Consider the following 18,012-nt stretch of genomic DNA (forward strand, 5'->3'; position numbering starts at 1 on the left):
GACGCTCGAGTAAATCTCAGCTTTGACCTGACTGGTGTGAAAGCTCCGTCAGTATCGAGCGATACGGACTTCGCGGTCAGATTCAGCCTGGATAACAATACCGATAGTTCGATCGAAAACCAGACGCAGATCGGGACACTGACAGTCCAGAACACAGCCTCCGGGTCGCCCGAACTACTCGACGCTGTTCACTACGATGATACTGGAAATGAAGGCGCTGGTGTCGAGTTATCATTCTCCGAGCCGGTCAAGATTCCGGATTCGAGCGATATTACGCTCTACGACGAGGACGGTAACACGGTCAGCGCGACGCTCGAACCGTCCGCGTCGTCCGGGACGTTAGATGGCCGGTACTTCCTCGATACGAGCGGCACGATCCTTACCGAGGACATCGAGGTCGAACTTTCGAGCGACATTTCGGACGCCAACGGCAACTCGCTTCCCGACTCGGACACCGGGAACAATTCCGTCACTGTCGCACCAGTCACGGTGAAACTGAACGACGATAGAACCGTCTACGAGGGTAGCAACGTCGCGATCGTGAACGACAGCCGGGACGTATCCATCCAACTCGAAGGGCCGAACGACTTCTTCTTCGACGGCTCGACGGATACGAACAGCGAAGTGTTCGTATTCAACACGACCGATCGCGACCTCGGCGAGTACAACGTGAGTATCGACGGCAGCACGATCGAGGATACGCAGTTTACCCTTCGGGATCTCGAACTCAGCGTCGAAGTCGCGGATACGAGCGTCTCGACCGACGACACGATCGAGACGGACGTCAACGCCGTTGCCGGAAAGCGCGGTATCCAGGCCGTGCTCCTCGACAGCAACGGCGATGAGATCAATACGAGCAGCGTGACCCAACTGGACGGCCAAGGCGAGGCCGACGTCGATTTCGATACGGCCACCGCCGACGAGGGGTCGGAGTTGGATACGGGTACGTACACGGTCGAAGTAACGGACAACAGTAGCGGCGTGACTGTCGAATCCACGGAGATCACCGTGAGCCAGGCCGCAGACGAGGAAGCCGGTTTCGCGAGCAACGTCATCACCGATCAGCGTGGTGATATCGTTGAAGCGACGGTCGAGCTTACTGAGACCTCCGAGGCGACCCTCACCTTCGGTTCCGCGGAAGACGGCGTGGTCGCGAACGCCACCGTCGAGGACGACGATGGCGACGACGAGGTGACCGTTTACGTCAACACCTACCGGTTCGACAACAACGTCAACGAGGACGTATTCAACCTGGACTCCGACAGCGATGACGCTCTTATCGCCCAGAACCTCGAAGACGGCACCGACAATCTGGTCGATGCCGGGGACTACGACCTCGAGGTCCAGTCCGGCGATCAGGGCGTCAGCACGGGACAGGGCGTGACCGAATCCGACGACGTCGCGACGGTTACGCTCGAAGAGCGTGGGACGGAGACGCTCCGGACGTGGACCGGCAGTTCCGGCGAGCTCGGGAGCCTCTCGGATCTCGAAGACGTGAATGAGGCGCTTGAGGACGAACAGATCACCCAGTCGTCGGACGTTGCCGTGGGTGATCTCGCAGTGCATCAACTCGAAGCCTCCGGACTGGAGGGCGCCCTCGATGCTCGGGCCAACGAGGATGTGACTACCGCGTTCAGCAACCTCGACCGCAACGGCCCCATCAACCTCACGATCGAGGAAGCCAGCCCCGGCGCGAATCAGGACGCCTCGGCACTCAATCTCAGCTACGGTGACAACGTAACCGTCATCGCCGACGGTCCGAACGACACCTACTTCGTCGTCGTCGACACCGGCGAGGTCGACTTCGACGCGCCGCGGGACGAGGCGCTCCCGTCCGACGAGGACACCGAACTGGAGACCAACTTCACCGTTCTTCAGGACGACGCCGGCTTCGACTTCACGCCGGATGAGGAGTTCGAAGACGACGAGAACGCCGAGACGCTCGTTGAGTTCACCGCCGAAGAGCCAGAAGCGAGCGTCGACGAACCCTACAACGTCTCACAAGCGAGCGGACAGACGGTCAGCGGTACGACCAACATCGCGCCCGGCACCGAGCTGACTCTTCGCGTCAGCAGTCAGAGCGGCGTGAGCCCGAGCTTCCTGAAGACGGCGTCGCCGACGGTCCAGTCCGACGGGACGTTCAGCGCGACGTTCGACTTCAGCCAGCAGAACGTCGGCGACGAGTACGACATCGTCGTCTCGAACACCCTGCTCGCCAGCGACGAGGAGGAAAGCGGGACAGTCGTCGAGGCGGTTGAGACCGCTACTCCGACGCCGGAACCGGACACGGCCACGCCCGAGCCGGACGGCGAGACCGCGACGCCGGAACCGGACACGGCCACGCCGGAGCCCGACACGGACACGCCGATGCCGGACACCGACACGCCGACTTCTACCCCGACCAGCACGCCTGGCTTCGGTGTGATCGTCGCGCTGACGGCGCTGCTGGCCGCGGCGCTTCTCACAGTTCGGCGCGACTAACGTAGCCGGCTAACCCACCGGAAGCGATTCCGGCCATCCGATTTCCGTTCTTCTGTGCGCTACACTGCACAGTTACCGGACCCGCCGTCCCGCCCCTGGACACGAGATCTGATAATTTGAGCCGAACGTATATACGGCGGTGGTGGTTTAGTGTTCAGTGTACCCCTACCCGACTGGTGCCCACGGCGGCACCGGCGCCAGTGCGACGCTATACCTCGTCATCGGATCTACTGTCGCTTCCCGTCGGTACGCCGACGGAACCGGTCTACAGCGACCGCTTTCGTTAGCGTCTTCCTTCAGCGACTGGTCGGACAATCGTGGCGAGTCCCGACTCCCTGCGCAGCCGCGTCGCGACCGTGGTCGCAACCCTCCGCGGCGGCGGCCGCGGGTGGACGCTCTCGGCGATCGCCGCCGGGTGGTTCTTCACGCTGGGGCTCCGGTTCGTCATCCCCGCGCTCCTGCCGGCGATCAGGGCCGACTTCCCGGTCTCGGATACGGTCGCGGGCGCGTCGATCACGCTACTCTGGGTCACCTACGCGGGGACGCAGTTCCCCGCCGGCGCGTTGGTCGACCGCGTCGGCGAGCGGGCGCTGTTGACCGTGAGCGTCGTCGCCGGCGCGGCCACGATGGCCGCCTACGCCCTGTCGCCGACCTTCGCGGCGTTCCTGCTTGCGACCGCCGGGTTCGGACTCGCGTCGGGGCTCTACGGCCCGGCACGGGGGATCGCCCTCTCCCGAATCTACACCCAGCGGGACGGCGCAGCCTTCGGGGCCGTGCTCGCGACCGGCAGCGTCGGGGCCGCGTTGCTCCCGCCGCTGGCGACGTACGCGACGGGCCTCGTCGGCTGGCGCGGCGCGCTCGCGCTGACCGTCCCCGGGTTCCTCGCGGCGGGCTATGCGCTCCGGACGTCAGTCCCCGACCGGCCCGCGAGCCGTGATCCGACGGAATCGAGGGCTGCCGACGGGGCCGGGAACCGGACCCTCGGCTCGCGGCTCCGCGCCGCCGCGGCCGACATCCGTCGGGCCGTTTCCTCCGTCGAGGTCGCGGTCGCGGTGGTGGGCGCGACCCTGATGCTGTTCGCGTTCCAGGGTGTGACCGCGTTTCTGACCACGTACTTCGTCGCCGCGAAGGGGCTCTCGCAGACGGCCGCCGGCACGCTGTTCGGACTCCTCTTTCTGAGCGGCGCCGTGTTTCAGTCCGTCGGCGGCGCGCTCGCCGATCGGTTCGGCCACGGCCGGGTGCTCGCGGCCGTCTCGTTCGTCGGCGTCGTCCCGCTCGCGACGCTCCCGTACGCTGAGGGACTCCCGGCGCTTGCGGCCGTCGTCGTCCTCCTCGGAATGCGGCTCTCCGTCGGCCCGATCTCGAACGCCTACATCGTGTCCGTCCTTCCGGCGGAGCTCAAAGGGACCGCGTGGGGTGCGGTCCGGACGGGCTTTTTCGTCGTCGGCGCCTTCGGATCGACGGCCGTCGGGTCGCTCGCGGACGCGAACCTGTTCACTGCGGCGTTCCTGCTGCTCGCGGGGCTGACCGGCGCTGCCGGCGTCGTGTGGCTTCTCCTGCCGGAGCGGGGGGCGCTCCGTGCCGCCACCGCGGAGTGACGCCGGTAGCGCTTTCAGATGTCCTCGCCCACCGGATGGTATGTCCGACGCGTTCGAGCCGTACGACGAGATGGCGATCGACGACGAGTGGGTGCCGGAGGAGCTGTTCTCCGAGTTCGTCGCTCGGATGCCGCAGGTCTGCGTCGAACTGATCGTAGAGACCGAGGAGGGGATCCTGCTTGCGAAACGCGACATCCACCCGCCGGTGTGGTTCTGGCCGGGCAGCCGGCTGTACAAGGGTGAACGGCTGCGCGAGGCCGCCCACCGCATCGGCGACGAGGAACTCGGGATCGACGTCGACATCGTCGACCAGTACGGCCCGTACGCCCACTTCTGGGCCGATAGCTCCGTGCAGGGGTCGCCGAGCCGGCACACGGTCAATCCGGTCTTTCACGTCGAGCCCGCGAACGAGGCGTACGAGATCACCCTCGACGAGCAACACTCCGCGTATCGGTATCTCACGGAGATGGAGAGCGGCCTCCACGAGTACGTCCGACTCTACATCGAGGACAACGACCTCCTCTGAGCGGCGCAGGCGACGGACCGTTGGACTGCCCGGGGTGGGCTCCATACCAGATGTTTACATTCCCAACCCCTGTTGACTGGGATGGATGACCGAGTACGTCAGCGAATCGATCGAGCGCCTCCGGGACCGGCTTGAGGAGTCCGATGACATCAGTGACGCCGACGCAGAGATCCTGCGGCGGTTCTCCGATGAGTTGCGGATCCTCGGGCCCTCCAAATACGGCGACTACGCTCACGAGAAGTACCTGATGCGGCTGGTCGCGATGGCCGAAGGCGTTGGCGGCCTCGCGGATGCAATCGAGGACGAAGACGCCGCCCGCCGGATCGTCGCGTGGATCAACACCGAAAAGACCGGCTCGCCGGAGACGAACAAGGACTATCGCGTCGCCCTGCGGCAGCTCGGTGCGGTCCTGACCGACGGCGACGACCCGCCGGTCAGCCTCGCGTGGGTACCTGGCGGGTACCCCGACAACTACGATCCCGCCCCGGACCCCAGTGACCTCGTCGGCTGGGACGAGGATGTCGTGCCGATGATCGAAAGCTGCCACAATGCGCGCGACAAGGCTGTGATCGCCCTCGCCTTCGATCTCGGACCGCGACCCCACGAACTCTATGACCTGGAGGTGGGCGCCTTCGCCGACCACAAGTACGGCCTTCAGGTGACCGTCGAGGGGAAAACCGGACAGCGCTCGCCCGTCCTCGTGCCGTCGGTGCGGTACGTCACCCGGTGGCTCGACGAACATCCCGGCGAGGATGACGATCCCTTCGTTTCGCGGCTCAATCGTCCTGAAGCGGTCTCGAACAACTATATTCGCGACATCTTCAAGGATGCCGCCGATCGAGCCGGTGTCGAGAAACCCGTGACGCCCCGGTACTTCCGGAAGGCCTCGGCCTCGCATCTCGCCTCGAAGGGTGTCTCCCAGGCGCATATCGAGGACCACCACGGCTGGACTCGCGGGTCGGACATCGCCGCCCGGTACGTCGCGGTCTTCGGGGACGCCAACGACCGGGAGATCGCCGCCGCCCACGGCGTCGATGTCGAGCAGGACGAACCGACGCCGATCGCGCCGGTGCCGTGTCCCCGGTGCGACGCCGATGTCCCGCGACACAAGGATTTCTGCCCCGAATGCAAGCAGTCGATGGACGTCGAGGCGACGGCCCTCGTCGAGGAGTTCTCCGACCTGCTCGATGAGCTGCTGGTCGACGCCGACGACGCTGACGAACGGCAGGATTTGATCCGTGCCCGTCGCCGGTTCGAGTCCCGGCCGGACGATTTCTCGAAAGACGATCTCCATCGTTATCTCTCCTCTCTGAGTGACTGAGCGGCGAGTTCGAACGCTCGCCCGGCCTCGTGATCCGCGTACCGGTCCGCCAGGCGCTCGAACAGCGCAATGTCGCTGTCCTCGTCGATCTCGGTCTGCCGGTGGTGACTCTCGTGCCGGTCCCGTGTGCCGGAGTCGGGAACTGACTCACTCATCGGGGCTGTGCCTCCCGGTGGAGATGCTGGAGTGCTTCCCGCGCGTGCTTGCGGGCGATGTCGGATTCGGCGGTCTCGAGCACCCGTGTGAGATGTCGCTCGACGTCAGCCAGATACTCACGATCCTCGGCGTCGATATGCCCGCCGTCGGCAACCCGACGGACGGGCCCGAGTACCTCGCCGTCCCGCAGGGCAAGCGGTGCGAGCCCCAGTTTCTGTCGCCCTTTCTCGATGATTCCCGGATCGGTGGCAAGTGGGGAGTGTTCGACCGTCGTAGTGTGGGTCTGCTGAAGGCCGTCAGCAATCCGAACGCGGGACTTCATCGCTGCCCCTCCGCAGCAGCCTGGTGGACCCGACAGCCGATACAGACCCCCTCCTCGAGGAAGCGTCGTGGGACAGCGTCACCACAACTCTCGCAGGGTCGGTCGTCGTCAGTCTGTGGGTCGACAAACTCGTCGAACGAGTCAGAGAGCCCGCCGTCGGAACGGAGACGACAGTCCGGACACTCGGTGGTGTCGGCTCCATCGGTCGGCTCGATGAAGAGATCCCCACAAGTGCCACACACCCGGAGGATCCCCCGGCGGCCGCCGTCGGTCACCAGCGGTTCGTTCGCCTCCTCGGGGGTGTCGCTCGGCGCGTGACGTTCGATCCGCCACCGGCAGACCGAGGAGGCGGGGATCCACTGTTCGATTTCGATCTCAGGGGCGAAGTCGGCGATGTCGATCTCTTGGCCGGTGGATTGGACCCCACAGATCTTTCCGAGATACCACCCGATGCGGGCGGCGCTGTAGGGCGTGTACTTGGCGATCCGTTTGGCGTAGTAGATCTTCCACTCGCCACGATCGAGATCCTCACGAACGAACTCGCAGATCGATTCAACGACGCCTGTGTTGAAGCCGCCGTCTGTGATCATTTCGTTATCCGGTTCTGGAGTCATCCCGCTGGACAGGTTGTTTTCGAGCGATCCGTCTGCTGTGTCCAAGGCTTCAATACCTCGGTGCGCGTTAGTTTCCATCGTCGTACTCCATAGACGACCCCACAGGCGTCGGGCGGGCCATCATCCCGCTCGGCGCGTTTTCGTGGGCGCCGATCCGTCTGCGAGCATCATCTATGACTACCGTATTACTGGGAGGACTTCAAATTTTCCACGTGGTAACTAATTTCCACAGGACCACAAACTCCTCCGGAGAAACTAATTATCCGGCGTGTCACGTGCCGATATGGCCGGGAGAAAGCGTCGGGTGACAGATACCGACATTCTGGAAGCCCTGGCGTTATCTCCCGATCCTGTTCTCGTAGCCTCCGAAATTGCCGAAGAAGTTGATTTGACCCGACAGGGTGCCTTCAATCGGCTCCAAGAGCTTGAAGAAACTGGTTTGGTAAGCAGCGCAATGAAGGCCTCAGCTCGTGTGTGGTGGATCACGCCCGACGGCAAGCGTCAGCTCTCCGACTCCGACTCAACCCACCAAACATAGCCGTTCCCGACATCTTTTCGATCAACGAAGTCTCGTTCCAATAGTTTATTTAGGCGAATATTAGCACTTGTACGTGTAATATCGAGTCGGGCCGCCACCTCTGACGCGGAGGCCACAGGCTCGTCAATTGACTCAAGTGTATTGACAATTTCTTCGTCAGTCACTTTCTGATTCCCGTGGCGTGAACTCATTTCGTTTGACCATCCTTTATTTTCCACGTGGCAAAATTTTATCCCGGTGTATTTCTAATGAGGTAATAGACACACACCCGGCTCCCGTAGAGCGGTTTCATACGAAAATCGCCCCGGTGCTGAAGACACCGAGGGATTCGGGCTGTGTCGCCACACAATATGTCGACTGAAAGCCCGTCGTCAACTACCGACGACACGGACTTAAATCGTATCACGTACGACCACAGCGCCCTCCCCCGCGCGGCGAACATCCTCGGCATCGACGGTGCCGGCGCCGTCCACGTCCACTCCCCACGACAGGACCGCGTTTGGATGCTCGCGGTCGATACCGACGCCCCTGTAGAGTCGGAGGTCACCCACGAGGCAGACCTTCGTGGCAACTCCGTCCACGAGTGGATCGCCCACGTTCGCGGTGAACGAGGTGTGTGGCAGGACCTCCGATACGATCGCGGCAGTTGGGTGGCTGCACTCGGCAGACACCTCGCAGCCGCTACGGAGGCCGAGTGATGACGACCGAACTCCACGCGCCGATCTACGGTGTCTCGTGTGTCTGCTGTGGGACGCTGTTGCTCCGCGGCCCGTCGGACGCGGAGCTGTGCGCGGGCTGTCAGCGTGACCTGCGGCGGGTCCAGCGATGATGTGTCAAGCGCACGGTCGCGACACTCTCCAGCGGGTCGCCCGGCAATGTGCGACGTACTCCGAAGTGGTTGCGGTCGACGTGCTCGCACCTGCCCAGACGCCGTCCTCGCGGTGGACCGTCGAGATCGTCGTGGAGGGCAAATCGGTCCCGCCGCGGGTGCTGGCGGCAGTGGCCGTCGCCGACGTGACACTCGATGTTGGGGCGAGTGGAACGCGGGGTGAGCCGATGCACGCGGTCGTGGTCGGGCATCTTGGCTGAGCATCGGGACACTCGACCGTGACCGCGCCGAGGTGATAAACCGGTGCCTCAGTTCCGGTTTCACCCGTGCGAGTTCCCCCTTTGTATGAAATCCTCTATATATCTCAATGCCTGGCTGGGAGAAATACTATTAGCTTTCAGCGTACGACAAAAGATAGCGGATCTTATATATTACCTCTCTATGCGGCCTGATTGCTCGAAAACATCCTCGTTAAACAGCTGTTGGCTGGCTTTAGAGGGTGAGATCTCTCGTCGATCTGCTATAACAAAGCACGTCAGCTCACGCCATTGTGAGACCAAGCCTATGGTACTAGCCCCATCTCCTTTGACTGACTCTTCAAGCACCCAGTCCAAGTAGTGATCATACGCAGTTGTACTGATAGCACTGATTCCTCTTAGCAGTGCGATTGCTCGGAGAACTTTTGACCCATTGGATAGGTATTGATTCCAGTCGGACATAACCAAAAGTCGCTCTTCCCCCTCACTCGCAGAAACATCATAGTACAGAACCGCATCCAATGCCGCATCTCGAAGACTAACACCAACAAGAATTGTTACAGAGAGGACGACACCTGCCCACTCGGGAGGAGTAAGCCACAGAGGAGGTGACAGGTTCTCCGGTAAAAACGGAAATAAGCTAAATACAGCTAAAAGTAGAGCGATGTTTGCTTCCCCATCGGATAGAAGCTCACCAGCATTATTATGAGCTACCCGGACTTCCTGGGCAAGTCTTTCAGGTGATTTATCGACATCAACTGCACCTTCCCGTACGTATGAGGCACCTCTTTCCACGAAATCTTCTCTAGCGTTTCTTGTGAAATCCTCGCCCGGAAACCACGAAAATAGCTTTTTGAATAATCGTCGCGGCGAAGGGAACGTACCGACTGCTTCAATTCGACTGGTGAATGTAGACACTCCTGATAATAGACCAGAGAGCAGTATGATCCCAAAATCTGTGATACCTCCCGTCTTTGATTTCTGGCCCTTTGATAGACTGAGAATCAACAGGAATGATAGAAGGACAGCTATGGAGATGATAACGACGATCGCCAGTCTCAACCCTACTAACGAAGAAAGTCCGACCAAGGCCAAACCTACGAGTAAAGCGGTCCCTGCTTCAATAAACAGTAGAAGTACACCATACCCGACAAACAGAATGAGTGCTGAATGGGTCCCGATGAAATAGGCAAGGATAGCTACAAGACCAGCAGAAACTACGGCAACTCTCCAATTTACGATTAATAGGAATAATAGAACAACCGTGGCCGATGAAAACAGAAGTGTATTCACACGCACATATGGTCAATAATCATAAGTAGTTTTTATGGAGAATAGAGGAACTGAAGAAAGCCGTTGCCATAGAGCAACTGAAATCGTATATGACGGTGCGGCAGAGTGGTTAACAATGTCTGCTTCACAAGATCTTAACTTATGACTTTGTTGAAATTCTCAACCAATGATAATTTTCAATACTTTTGCTGAGTACAAACCGCGTATTAATTACATCGCCGGGCTCGAGTCGCTCAGGACAGAGTAGTTCACAATACACGGCGGCATTATTATTTGACCGTAACTCGCTGGATTTGTTATGGGTCAATTCGGCGACCAGTACGTCGTCGGTGAAGAATACCGGAACTCTACAGATCTTACTACCAATGAATATCGTGGGTGGTTGAACGCCCCCCTTGATGGCGGAGTTAGCTACCGTGGAATTGAGGCCCTACGCAACCCACATACTGGTACTTGTGAATTTATCATACTATACTCTTCAAGCACGACTTCTACTTCACACGATCCCTGGGAGGATATAATCAATCTCGAAGACGGTATTGCCTATTACTGGGGTGACTCGAAGGCTGGTGATGGACCGGATCCACTCAGCCGTCGTGGTAACCGACTTGTGAAAGAGCAGTATTGCTCCACCTACGCTCAGAATAATCGCGACGAAGCACCCCCAGTGTTGTTTCAGAAAGAACGTGTGGGTTGGGTAACGTTCAAAGGATGCTGTATCATTGACGGTCTGAATATTACCCGCCATAGAGATGAGGGCGAAACGGTTGTCAACTACCGGATTGATCTCGAAATTCTTGACACTGACACAGTTGATTTAGAGTGGATTCACCGCAAGAGTCGAACTGGATATGACGCTGGTGGACCCGAAGCGTGGGATCACTGGGTGAAGACTGGGACAGTCCAGCGCTATTCGATATACAACGAGCAGATCCGTTCGAAGACTAATCAACAGCCAGACGCCCGCTTAGAGCCGCTTCACGAGGATATACGAACCCGACTCGATGGAACTTCCAAGGACCGTGGGCAGAAGCTGGAGTTGCTGATCGAACGTTTGCTCGAAAGTATGGACAATATGTCTCAGGTCCGTCGAACGCCCTCGAGCGGCGATAAAGGTGTGGACATTATTGGTCAAACAAACTTGTTACCGGATGTGACACTTGGTGGTAACAAAACAAAACTCAAATTCAAAGCCCAAGTGAAAAACAAGAAAGGATCGGTCGGTGGCCGGGAACTGAGTCGTCTTGCTTCCCGAGTCGGTGACGGCGAAATTGGCTTGTTCTTCACTATGTCACACTACACGGACGCTGCCCAGCGAGAGAGCCTCTCCACCTATCCAATCCGGCTGTTCGCCGGTGGTGATATTGTTGATATGCTCGTCCAGACAGACCTCACCGATGGTTCACGGCTGAATGATCAGGTTGTCAGCGAAATCAACGACAGCGTATAAAATTGTTCTCGATAAGTGCGTTCACCTGCTGTCAATTTCGATGCTGACGGGGTGAGCCAAACCGACGACTGACTGCTGTATGCCCCTGCATTCAGCAGTTCGTTCCTGACACTCCTGAGTAGATGACCACCCGATGAGATACAGTATTCATCTTCACTGGACAGAGGACCATTTAGCATCGGGGAAACAGCGTACTCCGCTGTAGTGATCCGGGTTCCAAATAAGTTGGAGGCACCTGTTACGATGAAAACGTCGATAGGTCTGTCCGCTGCGTTTTGGAGAGCGCCGCTTGAATATCCAACCGCTCCCACCCGACTGGCGAAAGCAGACTCTCAACAGCCCGGATCAACAGCCCCTCGTAGTACTCAGGATCATACCTCTCAGGGTGTTCGTGCGCGAGGGCAACCCGATCTCGGGAGGCCTTCTCGTCGTCGACGACTACATATTCGATGGTCTGCCCGGGATGGACGGCAACATTCTGCTCGGCGGCCCGCTGCAGAGCCGCAACGTTCTGAGTGGTTTGCGTGTATGCCTCGAGCGGCTTGGAGATGCGGTTCCGCTCGACCAGCGCTTGGGGATCGACTTGGCCGGCGTGGAGGCGAGTGATCGCAGAGTCGAGTCGGTCCAGCACGGCGGCCGGATCGCGTTCCTCAGCGAATACCCGGAGACACTCCCGCTGGACGCGTTCGACGAACGGCGGGGTTGACCGCTGCCGAGCCTCGATGCCACGGATTTTGAATTCATCCGAGTCAGCAAGCTTGCCGAAGTATTTCGTCAGCGCCCCGGCCTCCGAATTCCGTTGCGGAACGAAGGCGACCCAGTCGTAGTGGGCCTCGTATTCGAGGCGGATATCCACCTCGTCGGTGAGCTCCGCAGCCAGTTCATCGAGATCCACCCGATCTACGTCACTCACGTCGGGATCGGGCGTCACCCAGATCGAGTCGACGATCCCGTGAACGACCCGCCACCCGCCGGCCTCCAGCCGCTCCTTTGCGGTCAGGAGGATCTCCCGGGCGAAGGCGTTGATCGCCTCGTGGCATTCGATCCGGCCGAACTTGGCGTTCGAGAAGCCCTGATACCCAAAACAGGCCACGAGGATCCACTTCAGCGCATCCGACGCCCCCTCGAGTTCGGCCAGCCGGTCTGCATCCGGATCCGGTCGTGCTTTCTCGGTCCGGATCTGCTCCTTGATCGCGTCCCGATCTTCGATGATCGGCTTGAGGACGTCGACGAGATACCCCCGCTCATCACAGATCGCATAGCCGAGTTCGGGGACGTCCTCGCGGTCGGAATGACAGTCACACCGGATGACGTCCGGCGAGACGTTTCGGGTGCAGATGATGTTCGGATACAGACTCGAAAAATCGAGTTCGTGGACATCCTCGTGGATGCCGACCTCCGGCGCGAAGATGAACCCCCCGCGATCGGCGTCGTGGAGCGTCCGCATCGACTTGTAGAACTCGTGTCGCCAGGAGTTCCACGGTGTCAGCACATCCCGGTCGTGGGCCTCTCGAATCTGGATCGCAGTGAGAATATTTCCAATGGAAGCCCACGCAGCTTCCTGCAGTGGCTTCCGCGACCGCTCACCGAGATCAAGAAGTCCGTCGAGGTTGGTCTCGTCGAAGAAGAACGTATTCGACTCGTCGATGAACACCCGCCCCGGGACGTTGTACCGGGCTGGCGAGTGGCCGACGCGTCCGTAGCTGGCGAAGGTCGACCGACTCGCGAGTTGCTGATATTCCGTGTCGGGCCACCGACTGAGCGAGAACTCCTCGACGCCGGCTGTCTCTGCCATCTCGTGGAGGGTGGGAACAATCTCGGCGGTCGAACAGACGAGGACATCCGGGTCGACGTCCTCGACGGCCCCCATCACCGCGTTGAGGATATCCACTGGTGGGCCTGTCACCTGTTCCCCGCCGATGGTGAGTTCTCCAACCGTCTCGTTCCCGAGTTCGGGCGTTGGAACACTCAACCGGAGTGTGGTAAGGTCCGCTGTCGGCGTCGGGTCCGTCCCTGTTTCGAGGCAGTACCGGAACTCCCGCGAGAAATCCACGTTGTAGCAGGCGAGATCACCGATTGGCGCACCGGGGAGCTGTCTGGCCTGCTCGGCGAGCGTCGACACCCGGCCGACGTGGCTGACATCGACGGCCAGCACGGCTTCTCGCTCCCGTCTGAAGCCCGGACGTCGCTGGACGATGGCTGTCGCGTCGACGTCCGGATGGTTGTCGTAGAACGCCCGCACCCCATCCAGATCGACGTTCGTCTCGGGATCCCTCGGCCCGACGTAGAACCGCGGCGTGTAGGCGTCGTTCATCTCCGCCGTGGCGCCGGCGTCGGTCTTCGTCCATTTGAGGACACGGCCGTCGTCCAGAAAATCGATACTGAAGGTCACCGTCGGCCCTCGGGTGACTCACCGGCGTCGGTCTCACTACCAGTCCCCTCGAGCTGCGCTTCGAGCTTCTCGAGGCGCGCTTCGTGCTCGTCGAGGCGTGCTTCCTGTTCGAGATCGATACTGAGGACGGCCGGCCAGAGCGGATTCTGGTGGTTCAACAGCCCGCTTGCATCGGCGTGTTCACGAGCGTATTCGAACAGCCGATCGAAGCGCGGCTGGTCACGCCTGCGCAGCGCCCGCCGAAAGTCCTGCCAGCGCTCCTCGAGCGCGCGGAGGGCGTCCCGATAGGTCGGGTTGGTGCGGCCCATCACCGCCCTCCGGCCCACGCATCGAGCAGCGGGCTGGCTGACGTCGGTGTCGCTGTACCCTCGATCGAGATGCCAGTCCCGACACGCGGCCCGTCGGACTGTACCGCCCCGGCGCTCGGCTCGAGTCCGGCCTGCTCGGCGCGGGCGCCGAGAATCTGTGTCCAGTAGGCGATCGTCGTCTGGTAGTACCCGTCGCCGGCGGGGTAGACGAGCGTCTCGAATTCGTCTCCGACGAACCGCGGGCCGAGTCGTGTCTCCTCGCATCTGAGCTCGTGTGCCGCGGCTCGCCTGACCGTCTCGGTGAGTGTCCCGTCTTCGGTCGTCGTCACCAGTACCGGGACATCGTAGCCGTCCGCATACTGCTGCAGTCGTGCAAGCGACCGCGCCAGCAGCGTCTCACCCTGCGCCTCGGAGAGGGTGTCGGCATCGCGATACTGCGCATCGATCGCGGGGGCGATGATAAGCGTCGGCTTGGCTGACGGATCCTCACGCAGTGTCTCATTGATCCGTGCCGAGAGGTCGGCGATGAGGGTGTGATGCTGGTAGGGGGTGAACCCACGAGCGACGTGGATCCGTTCGAGAAGCCGCCAGCTGGGGGCCACCCGTGCCAGCGCCGCTGTCGTGGCGTGTCCCATCGCATCGGCCCAGAATGCCGGCCCCTCGTGGAGCAGCAGGTGATCCAGCACGATCGCCTGCAGGGCCGGCACACTGCGGGAACCGGTGACCTCCAGGTGTGTGATTCCGTTATCCAGCGATGGGAGGTACAGCTCCTCCGGCGGCGGGTCGGTCTCGGCGGCGAGCGAGCGATTCGTATCGGCAGGGCGTGTCGGTGGGTCGGGCGACATCAGCGCTCTCCCTCCACTCAGGCCCGCTGGAGCCGCGCGATGATATCATCCATCCACTCGGGGGTCTCGACGTCGGCCAGCTGGCCACGTGCGTCCCACGAGGTGACGACCTCGTACGTTCCGGTCTTGCTCACGTCGAGTCGCCAGCGTGGGCCCGCTTCGGCTTCGATATCGAAGCGAGCGCCGCCACCGGCGAGATCCTGTACGTGTTCGACTTCGACGTTCGTTCCATCCCAGGTTTCCAGCGTTGCTGTCTGCTGCATACGCCCGGCTCGAGGGCCGAGTTCGTATTGAAGCCGCGCCTCAGTTCCGACTTTCCGCCGCGGGTACGTCGATCGCAGCGGGAATCTCGGCGTCGCAGACCCAGTACGTCTGGCCGTCCCGCTCGATCAGATCATATTCGCGCAGCTTCTGGAGTTTGTTCCGCCGCTCGCGCTTCCCGATCGGCATCAGATCCGTCCCGCGGTAACAGATGTCTGCGATTTCGTCGTATCGGGTGTGGAGTGTGCGGGCGCTGATCTCGCCGGCGTCGCGGATGAGTGCGTAGAGGACGTGATGATGGACCGGGAGCGACCGCAGATTCAGCCGGCGGATCCGCCGCCGAGCGCGCGCAAACGAGCCTTCGATATCTTGCTCTTGGATGGTCCAGTGGTCGCGTTCGGCCGCCAGTTGGGCTGCGGCGTGTAGCGACTGGATGCCGTAGCGAGCCACGCCAGCGACTTCATCAGCAATGTGTTCCAGTTGAGTATCGGTGACGACCGACTCGGCCAGTCCCTTCTCGGCCCGGGCGCGGAGGATCGCGGCCAGTTCGTTGATATGGTAGCGATCGAGCCCAATCGAGACCGCGAACGCCTGGCGGGCGTCGTCGGAGATGCGTGCGAGCCACCGATCTTCATCGTGGACGATCGCCACGATGGAGAGCTGCTCGATCGCCAGGAGCTGATCAAGCGCATCCGTGGAGGGCAACCCCTCGGCCTCGTCGAGGACTAAAATCAATGGCTGCTCGATGCACTCACGCAACTGCCAGCGTAGGTCCTCGACGGTCGCGTTCTGCGGTGGGGTCGTGTCTCTGGCTGCGACCGTGACCGCCCGTCTGAGTACCGCCCCCGTCGTGGTGCCGAGGCCCTCAATGAGGCCGGTAGTGACATCTGCGTGCTGTTCGAGGCGGCCCATCGTATGCTTCGCGAGAACCGTCTTCCCGACCCCTGAGGGGCCGTGAATGATGACATTCTTTGCGGCGTGGCCCTGTGTCGCGGGGTCGAACGCTTCTGACAAAACTTCAACTGCACCCTCGCGGTGGTAGAGTTCTTGCGGCGTCCACTCGTCGTCGAAGACGCGAGGATGCGTGATCATCTTCTATTGGCTGGGTGAGGTGTAGTGAAAGTATAAACCCCACCCTCAGTTCCGACTTTTCCAGACTGGTCACAAAGTGACGGCCAGACACGACCCACAGAGAAACTGAGAATATACGGCCTGGTCTGAATATGGAAGTCAAAGCCCTCTAATCGAAAACCGACCCGACGAAAATAAACTCTGTTAAACCATTCTCAGAAAGAACTTTCAGATGTCAGTTTGGCTTGAGAGTATGGCGGAATATATGCTTGATACCAGCACTATCGGTGAATTCGCTGACGGACAGGTTGATGCGAGAGATCTTTACACATCATCTGACAAATTTTTCATTACGCATATTCAAGAAGATGAACTCTCGGCTGCCGGCAGCTATTCCAGAATCTTGAACAACGTTCTAGAAGTCGTTGATGCATCATCAGTAACGGCCGAAGAATTTAGATGGGGCTTTTCGGCTTGGGACCGGAGTAAATGGGGTAAGGGTGAATTCACTGAGGATATGTTGAATCAAATGGATTCTGATGACGGTAACGAATTAAAAGACGTAGTGATTGCGGAAACAGCTATCCAAAATAACTACACGCTTGTTACTCACGATGATGAGCTCCAGTGTGCAGTCAACAAGAAAACGCCGGGGAAGGCGATCTCGATATCTGATTTTGCCTCCCGAATATGATGTCACTTAGCGGTTGAATCCTAACTACTGCTTGTAGGAAATGGGGATATTATTCAAAAAGCGGCATTCGTTTTCGGGATTCACGCTGCGTACTACTACTTCTCAGGTCAGAGGAGGTGGTGAAGTAAAATCCTTCGCACCTGATAAAATCGCCGCGACTAGCCCCGGTTTCCTTAGAGAATTCTGCTTATCAACAAAACTGAGCGTGGCCATACATTCACTACTTCGTAAACAAATACTAAATACGAACTATGACGAGTCAGCGCGCTAGCACCCTCCGAAAAGCGGGAATTCTCCTTGGGTCTGTCGCGGTACTCTGTTTTGTACTCGCAGAGACAATTGATACCACATCCAGTTCGGAGTCGACAGACCACCCCTCACAGTCCCGGGATACGTCGTCTGTTACCACATCAAAAATCATTGGTATCAAACTCATCACTACCACATTTGTATCTGTACTTGTCTTCTTAGCCCTCTGGGGATTCTTTGAGACATTTCTTGGTAAGGTTTTCATTGAATATGTCGGAGGGATTCTACTCTCCGAGACGTACGGTGTGAAAACTTCTGGAAGGATTGCCCTCGGAACAAGCGTATTACTAAGCGGTTTTATTTTCGGGTATGGATTAGGACAGATTCCGAGATACCACTGTGTAGCACGCTCCTATCAAACGCCCGTCAAAACCTCAATATCAACTATTTCTGGCGCGGTTTGTTCATTCGTGACTGTGCTTATGTTGTATAAGTTCCAATACCGGGGATTGATCGCAGCTGAGAGAGCTGAGACTCGGCAAGAGATCCTGATGGTCCTGGATGTGGCTGGTATGCTGCCCATCAGTGTCGCACTTACAATCGTGGCCCTGGTTACCGGCGTGGTAGTGCGCACAGCTCTTCCGTCTCTGCAGCACGGCGTGTCGCAATGGTTTAACAGTAAATGACCCGTTCGTAAGAAGCAGCCGGCATAGACATTGATGAAACCGGGTAATTGTAATGCGGCTCTGTGTAACTGCCATTTAACCAATCTCAGACCACACTTTGGTCAGATTTCAAATCTTATTT

The 18,012-nt window shown here is 59.6% G+C and carries 20 protein-coding genes; 11 read left to right on the forward strand and 9 right to left on the reverse strand.

All coding sequences use genetic code 11. From position 1 onward, the window contains the following. Nucleotides 1–36 precede the first annotated feature (36 nt). From H5V44_RS17925 to H5V44_RS01740, 4 genes are all read left to right on the forward strand, one after another. On the forward strand, nucleotides 37–2,481 hold the full coding sequence (locus H5V44_RS17925; protein WP_185192040.1) for a DUF7827 domain-containing protein: 2,445 nt from the start codon (nucleotides 37–39) through the stop codon (nucleotides 2,479–2,481). A gap of 317 nt (nucleotides 2,482–2,798) precedes the next feature. Continuing rightward, nucleotides 2,799–4,079 (forward strand): MFS transporter, encoded by a 1,281-nt coding sequence (locus H5V44_RS01730; RefSeq protein ID WP_221625521.1) that lies wholly within the window; start codon nucleotides 2,799–2,801, stop codon nucleotides 4,077–4,079. Between the two features lie 40 nt (nucleotides 4,080–4,119). Continuing rightward, nucleotides 4,120–4,605: an NUDIX domain-containing protein gene (locus H5V44_RS01735; RefSeq protein WP_221625522.1), complete on the forward strand. Its 486-nt coding sequence runs from the start codon at nucleotides 4,120–4,122 to the stop codon at nucleotides 4,603–4,605. Between the two features lie 85 nt (nucleotides 4,606–4,690). Beyond that, nucleotides 4,691–5,926, forward strand: coding sequence for a site-specific integrase (locus tag H5V44_RS01740; protein WP_185191410.1), 1,236 nt, complete (start codon nucleotides 4,691–4,693; stop codon nucleotides 5,924–5,926). Here H5V44_RS01740 and H5V44_RS01745 read toward each other — a convergent pair. Genes H5V44_RS01745 through H5V44_RS01755 form a run of 3 tightly spaced genes read right to left on the reverse strand, consistent with a single transcriptional unit; the run spans nucleotide 5,902 to nucleotide 7,063 of the window. After that, nucleotides 5,902–6,081, reverse strand: a complete 180-nt coding sequence (locus tag H5V44_RS01745) for a hypothetical protein (RefSeq protein ID WP_185191411.1) — start codon at nucleotides 6,079–6,081, stop codon at nucleotides 5,902–5,904. The genes H5V44_RS01740 and H5V44_RS01745 overlap by 25 nt on opposite strands. Continuing rightward, on the reverse strand, nucleotides 6,078–6,404 hold the full coding sequence (locus tag H5V44_RS01750; protein WP_185191412.1) for a hypothetical protein: 327 nt from the start codon (nucleotides 6,402–6,404) through the stop codon (nucleotides 6,078–6,080). Before H5V44_RS01750 ends, H5V44_RS01745 begins: the two co-directional genes overlap by 4 nt. Next, a complete protein-coding gene (locus tag H5V44_RS01755) occupies nucleotides 6,401–7,063 on the reverse strand; it encodes a hypothetical protein (RefSeq protein WP_185191413.1) in 663 nt (220 codons plus the stop codon). The genes H5V44_RS01750 and H5V44_RS01755 overlap by 4 nt, the downstream gene beginning before the upstream one ends. Before the next feature lie 259 nt (nucleotides 7,064–7,322). On the opposite strand from H5V44_RS01755, the gene H5V44_RS01760 reads away from it, so the two are divergent. The 4 genes from H5V44_RS01760 to H5V44_RS01770 all read left to right on the forward strand — a co-directional run bounded on the left by H5V44_RS01760 (nucleotide 7,323) and on the right by H5V44_RS01770 (nucleotide 8,645). Then, nucleotides 7,323–7,556 carry a MarR family transcriptional regulator gene (locus tag H5V44_RS01760; RefSeq protein WP_185191414.1) on the forward strand — a complete coding sequence of 78 codons (234 nt, stop codon included), beginning with the start codon at nucleotides 7,323–7,325 and terminating at the stop codon, nucleotides 7,554–7,556. Between the two features lie 350 nt (nucleotides 7,557–7,906). After that, nucleotides 7,907–8,254: a hypothetical protein gene (locus tag H5V44_RS01765; RefSeq protein WP_185191415.1), complete on the forward strand. Its 348-nt coding sequence runs from the start codon at nucleotides 7,907–7,909 to the stop codon at nucleotides 8,252–8,254. Continuing rightward, on the forward strand, nucleotides 8,254–8,385 hold the full coding sequence (locus H5V44_RS17735) for a hypothetical protein (RefSeq protein ID WP_281381228.1): 132 nt from the start codon (nucleotides 8,254–8,256) through the stop codon (nucleotides 8,383–8,385). The genes H5V44_RS01765 and H5V44_RS17735 overlap by 1 nt, the downstream gene beginning before the upstream one ends. Then, a complete protein-coding gene (locus tag H5V44_RS01770; RefSeq protein ID WP_185191416.1) occupies nucleotides 8,382–8,645 on the forward strand; it encodes a hypothetical protein in 264 nt (87 codons plus the stop codon). Before H5V44_RS17735 ends, H5V44_RS01770 begins: the two co-directional genes overlap by 4 nt. A 171-nt stretch (nucleotides 8,646–8,816) precedes the next feature. On the opposite strand, the gene H5V44_RS01775 is transcribed toward H5V44_RS01770, so the two are convergent. Next, entirely contained in the window at nucleotides 8,817–9,935 is a 1,119-nt protein-coding gene (locus H5V44_RS01775) for a hypothetical protein (protein ID WP_185191417.1), read from the reverse strand. A gap of 298 nt (nucleotides 9,936–10,233) precedes the next feature. Between H5V44_RS01775 and H5V44_RS01780 the strand changes: the two genes are divergently transcribed. Then, nucleotides 10,234–11,385: a restriction endonuclease gene (locus H5V44_RS01780; protein ID WP_185191418.1), complete on the forward strand. Its 1,152-nt coding sequence runs from the start codon at nucleotides 10,234–10,236 to the stop codon at nucleotides 11,383–11,385. 238 nt (nucleotides 11,386–11,623) lie between these two features. Here the strand turns inward: H5V44_RS01780 and H5V44_RS01785 are convergent, their stop codons facing one another. The 5 genes from H5V44_RS01785 to H5V44_RS01805 are packed head-to-tail and all read right to left on the reverse strand — an operon-like array spanning nucleotide 11,624 to nucleotide 16,283. Beyond that, entirely contained in the window at nucleotides 11,624–13,777 is a 2,154-nt protein-coding gene (locus H5V44_RS01785) for a type B DNA-directed DNA polymerase (RefSeq protein WP_185191419.1), read from the reverse strand. Then, entirely contained in the window at nucleotides 13,774–14,085 is a 312-nt protein-coding gene (locus H5V44_RS01790) for a hypothetical protein (protein WP_185191420.1), read from the reverse strand. The genes H5V44_RS01785 and H5V44_RS01790 overlap by 4 nt, the downstream gene beginning before the upstream one ends. Further along, nucleotides 14,085–14,930, reverse strand: a complete 846-nt coding sequence (locus tag H5V44_RS01795; RefSeq protein ID WP_185191421.1) for a hypothetical protein — start codon at nucleotides 14,928–14,930, stop codon at nucleotides 14,085–14,087. Before H5V44_RS01795 ends, H5V44_RS01790 begins: the two co-directional genes overlap by 1 nt. A gap of 17 nt (nucleotides 14,931–14,947) precedes the next feature. After that, entirely contained in the window at nucleotides 14,948–15,193 is a 246-nt protein-coding gene (locus tag H5V44_RS01800) for a hypothetical protein (protein WP_185191422.1), read from the reverse strand. Between the two features lie 40 nt (nucleotides 15,194–15,233). Then, on the reverse strand, nucleotides 15,234–16,283 hold the full coding sequence (locus tag H5V44_RS01805) for a Cdc6/Cdc18 family protein (RefSeq protein WP_185191423.1): 1,050 nt from the start codon (nucleotides 16,281–16,283) through the stop codon (nucleotides 15,234–15,236). 211 nt (nucleotides 16,284–16,494) lie between these two features. Here H5V44_RS01805 and H5V44_RS01810 point away from each other — a divergent pair, with 211 nt between their 5' ends. Then, the gene (locus tag H5V44_RS01810) at nucleotides 16,495–16,956 is read left to right on the forward strand and encodes a hypothetical protein (protein WP_185191424.1); all 462 of its coding nucleotides are present in this window, start codon (nucleotides 16,495–16,497) and stop codon (nucleotides 16,954–16,956) included. Nucleotides 16,957–17,207: 251 nt separating this feature from the next. Then, nucleotides 17,208–17,891: a hypothetical protein gene (locus H5V44_RS01815; protein ID WP_185191425.1), complete on the forward strand. Its 684-nt coding sequence runs from the start codon at nucleotides 17,208–17,210 to the stop codon at nucleotides 17,889–17,891. Nucleotides 17,892–18,012 lie beyond the last annotated feature (121 nt).

The organism is Halobellus ruber (assembly GCF_014212355.1).
In the GTDB taxonomy this organism is placed as follows: Archaea; Halobacteriota; Halobacteria; order Halobacteriales; family Haloferacaceae; genus Haloquadratum; species Haloquadratum rubrum.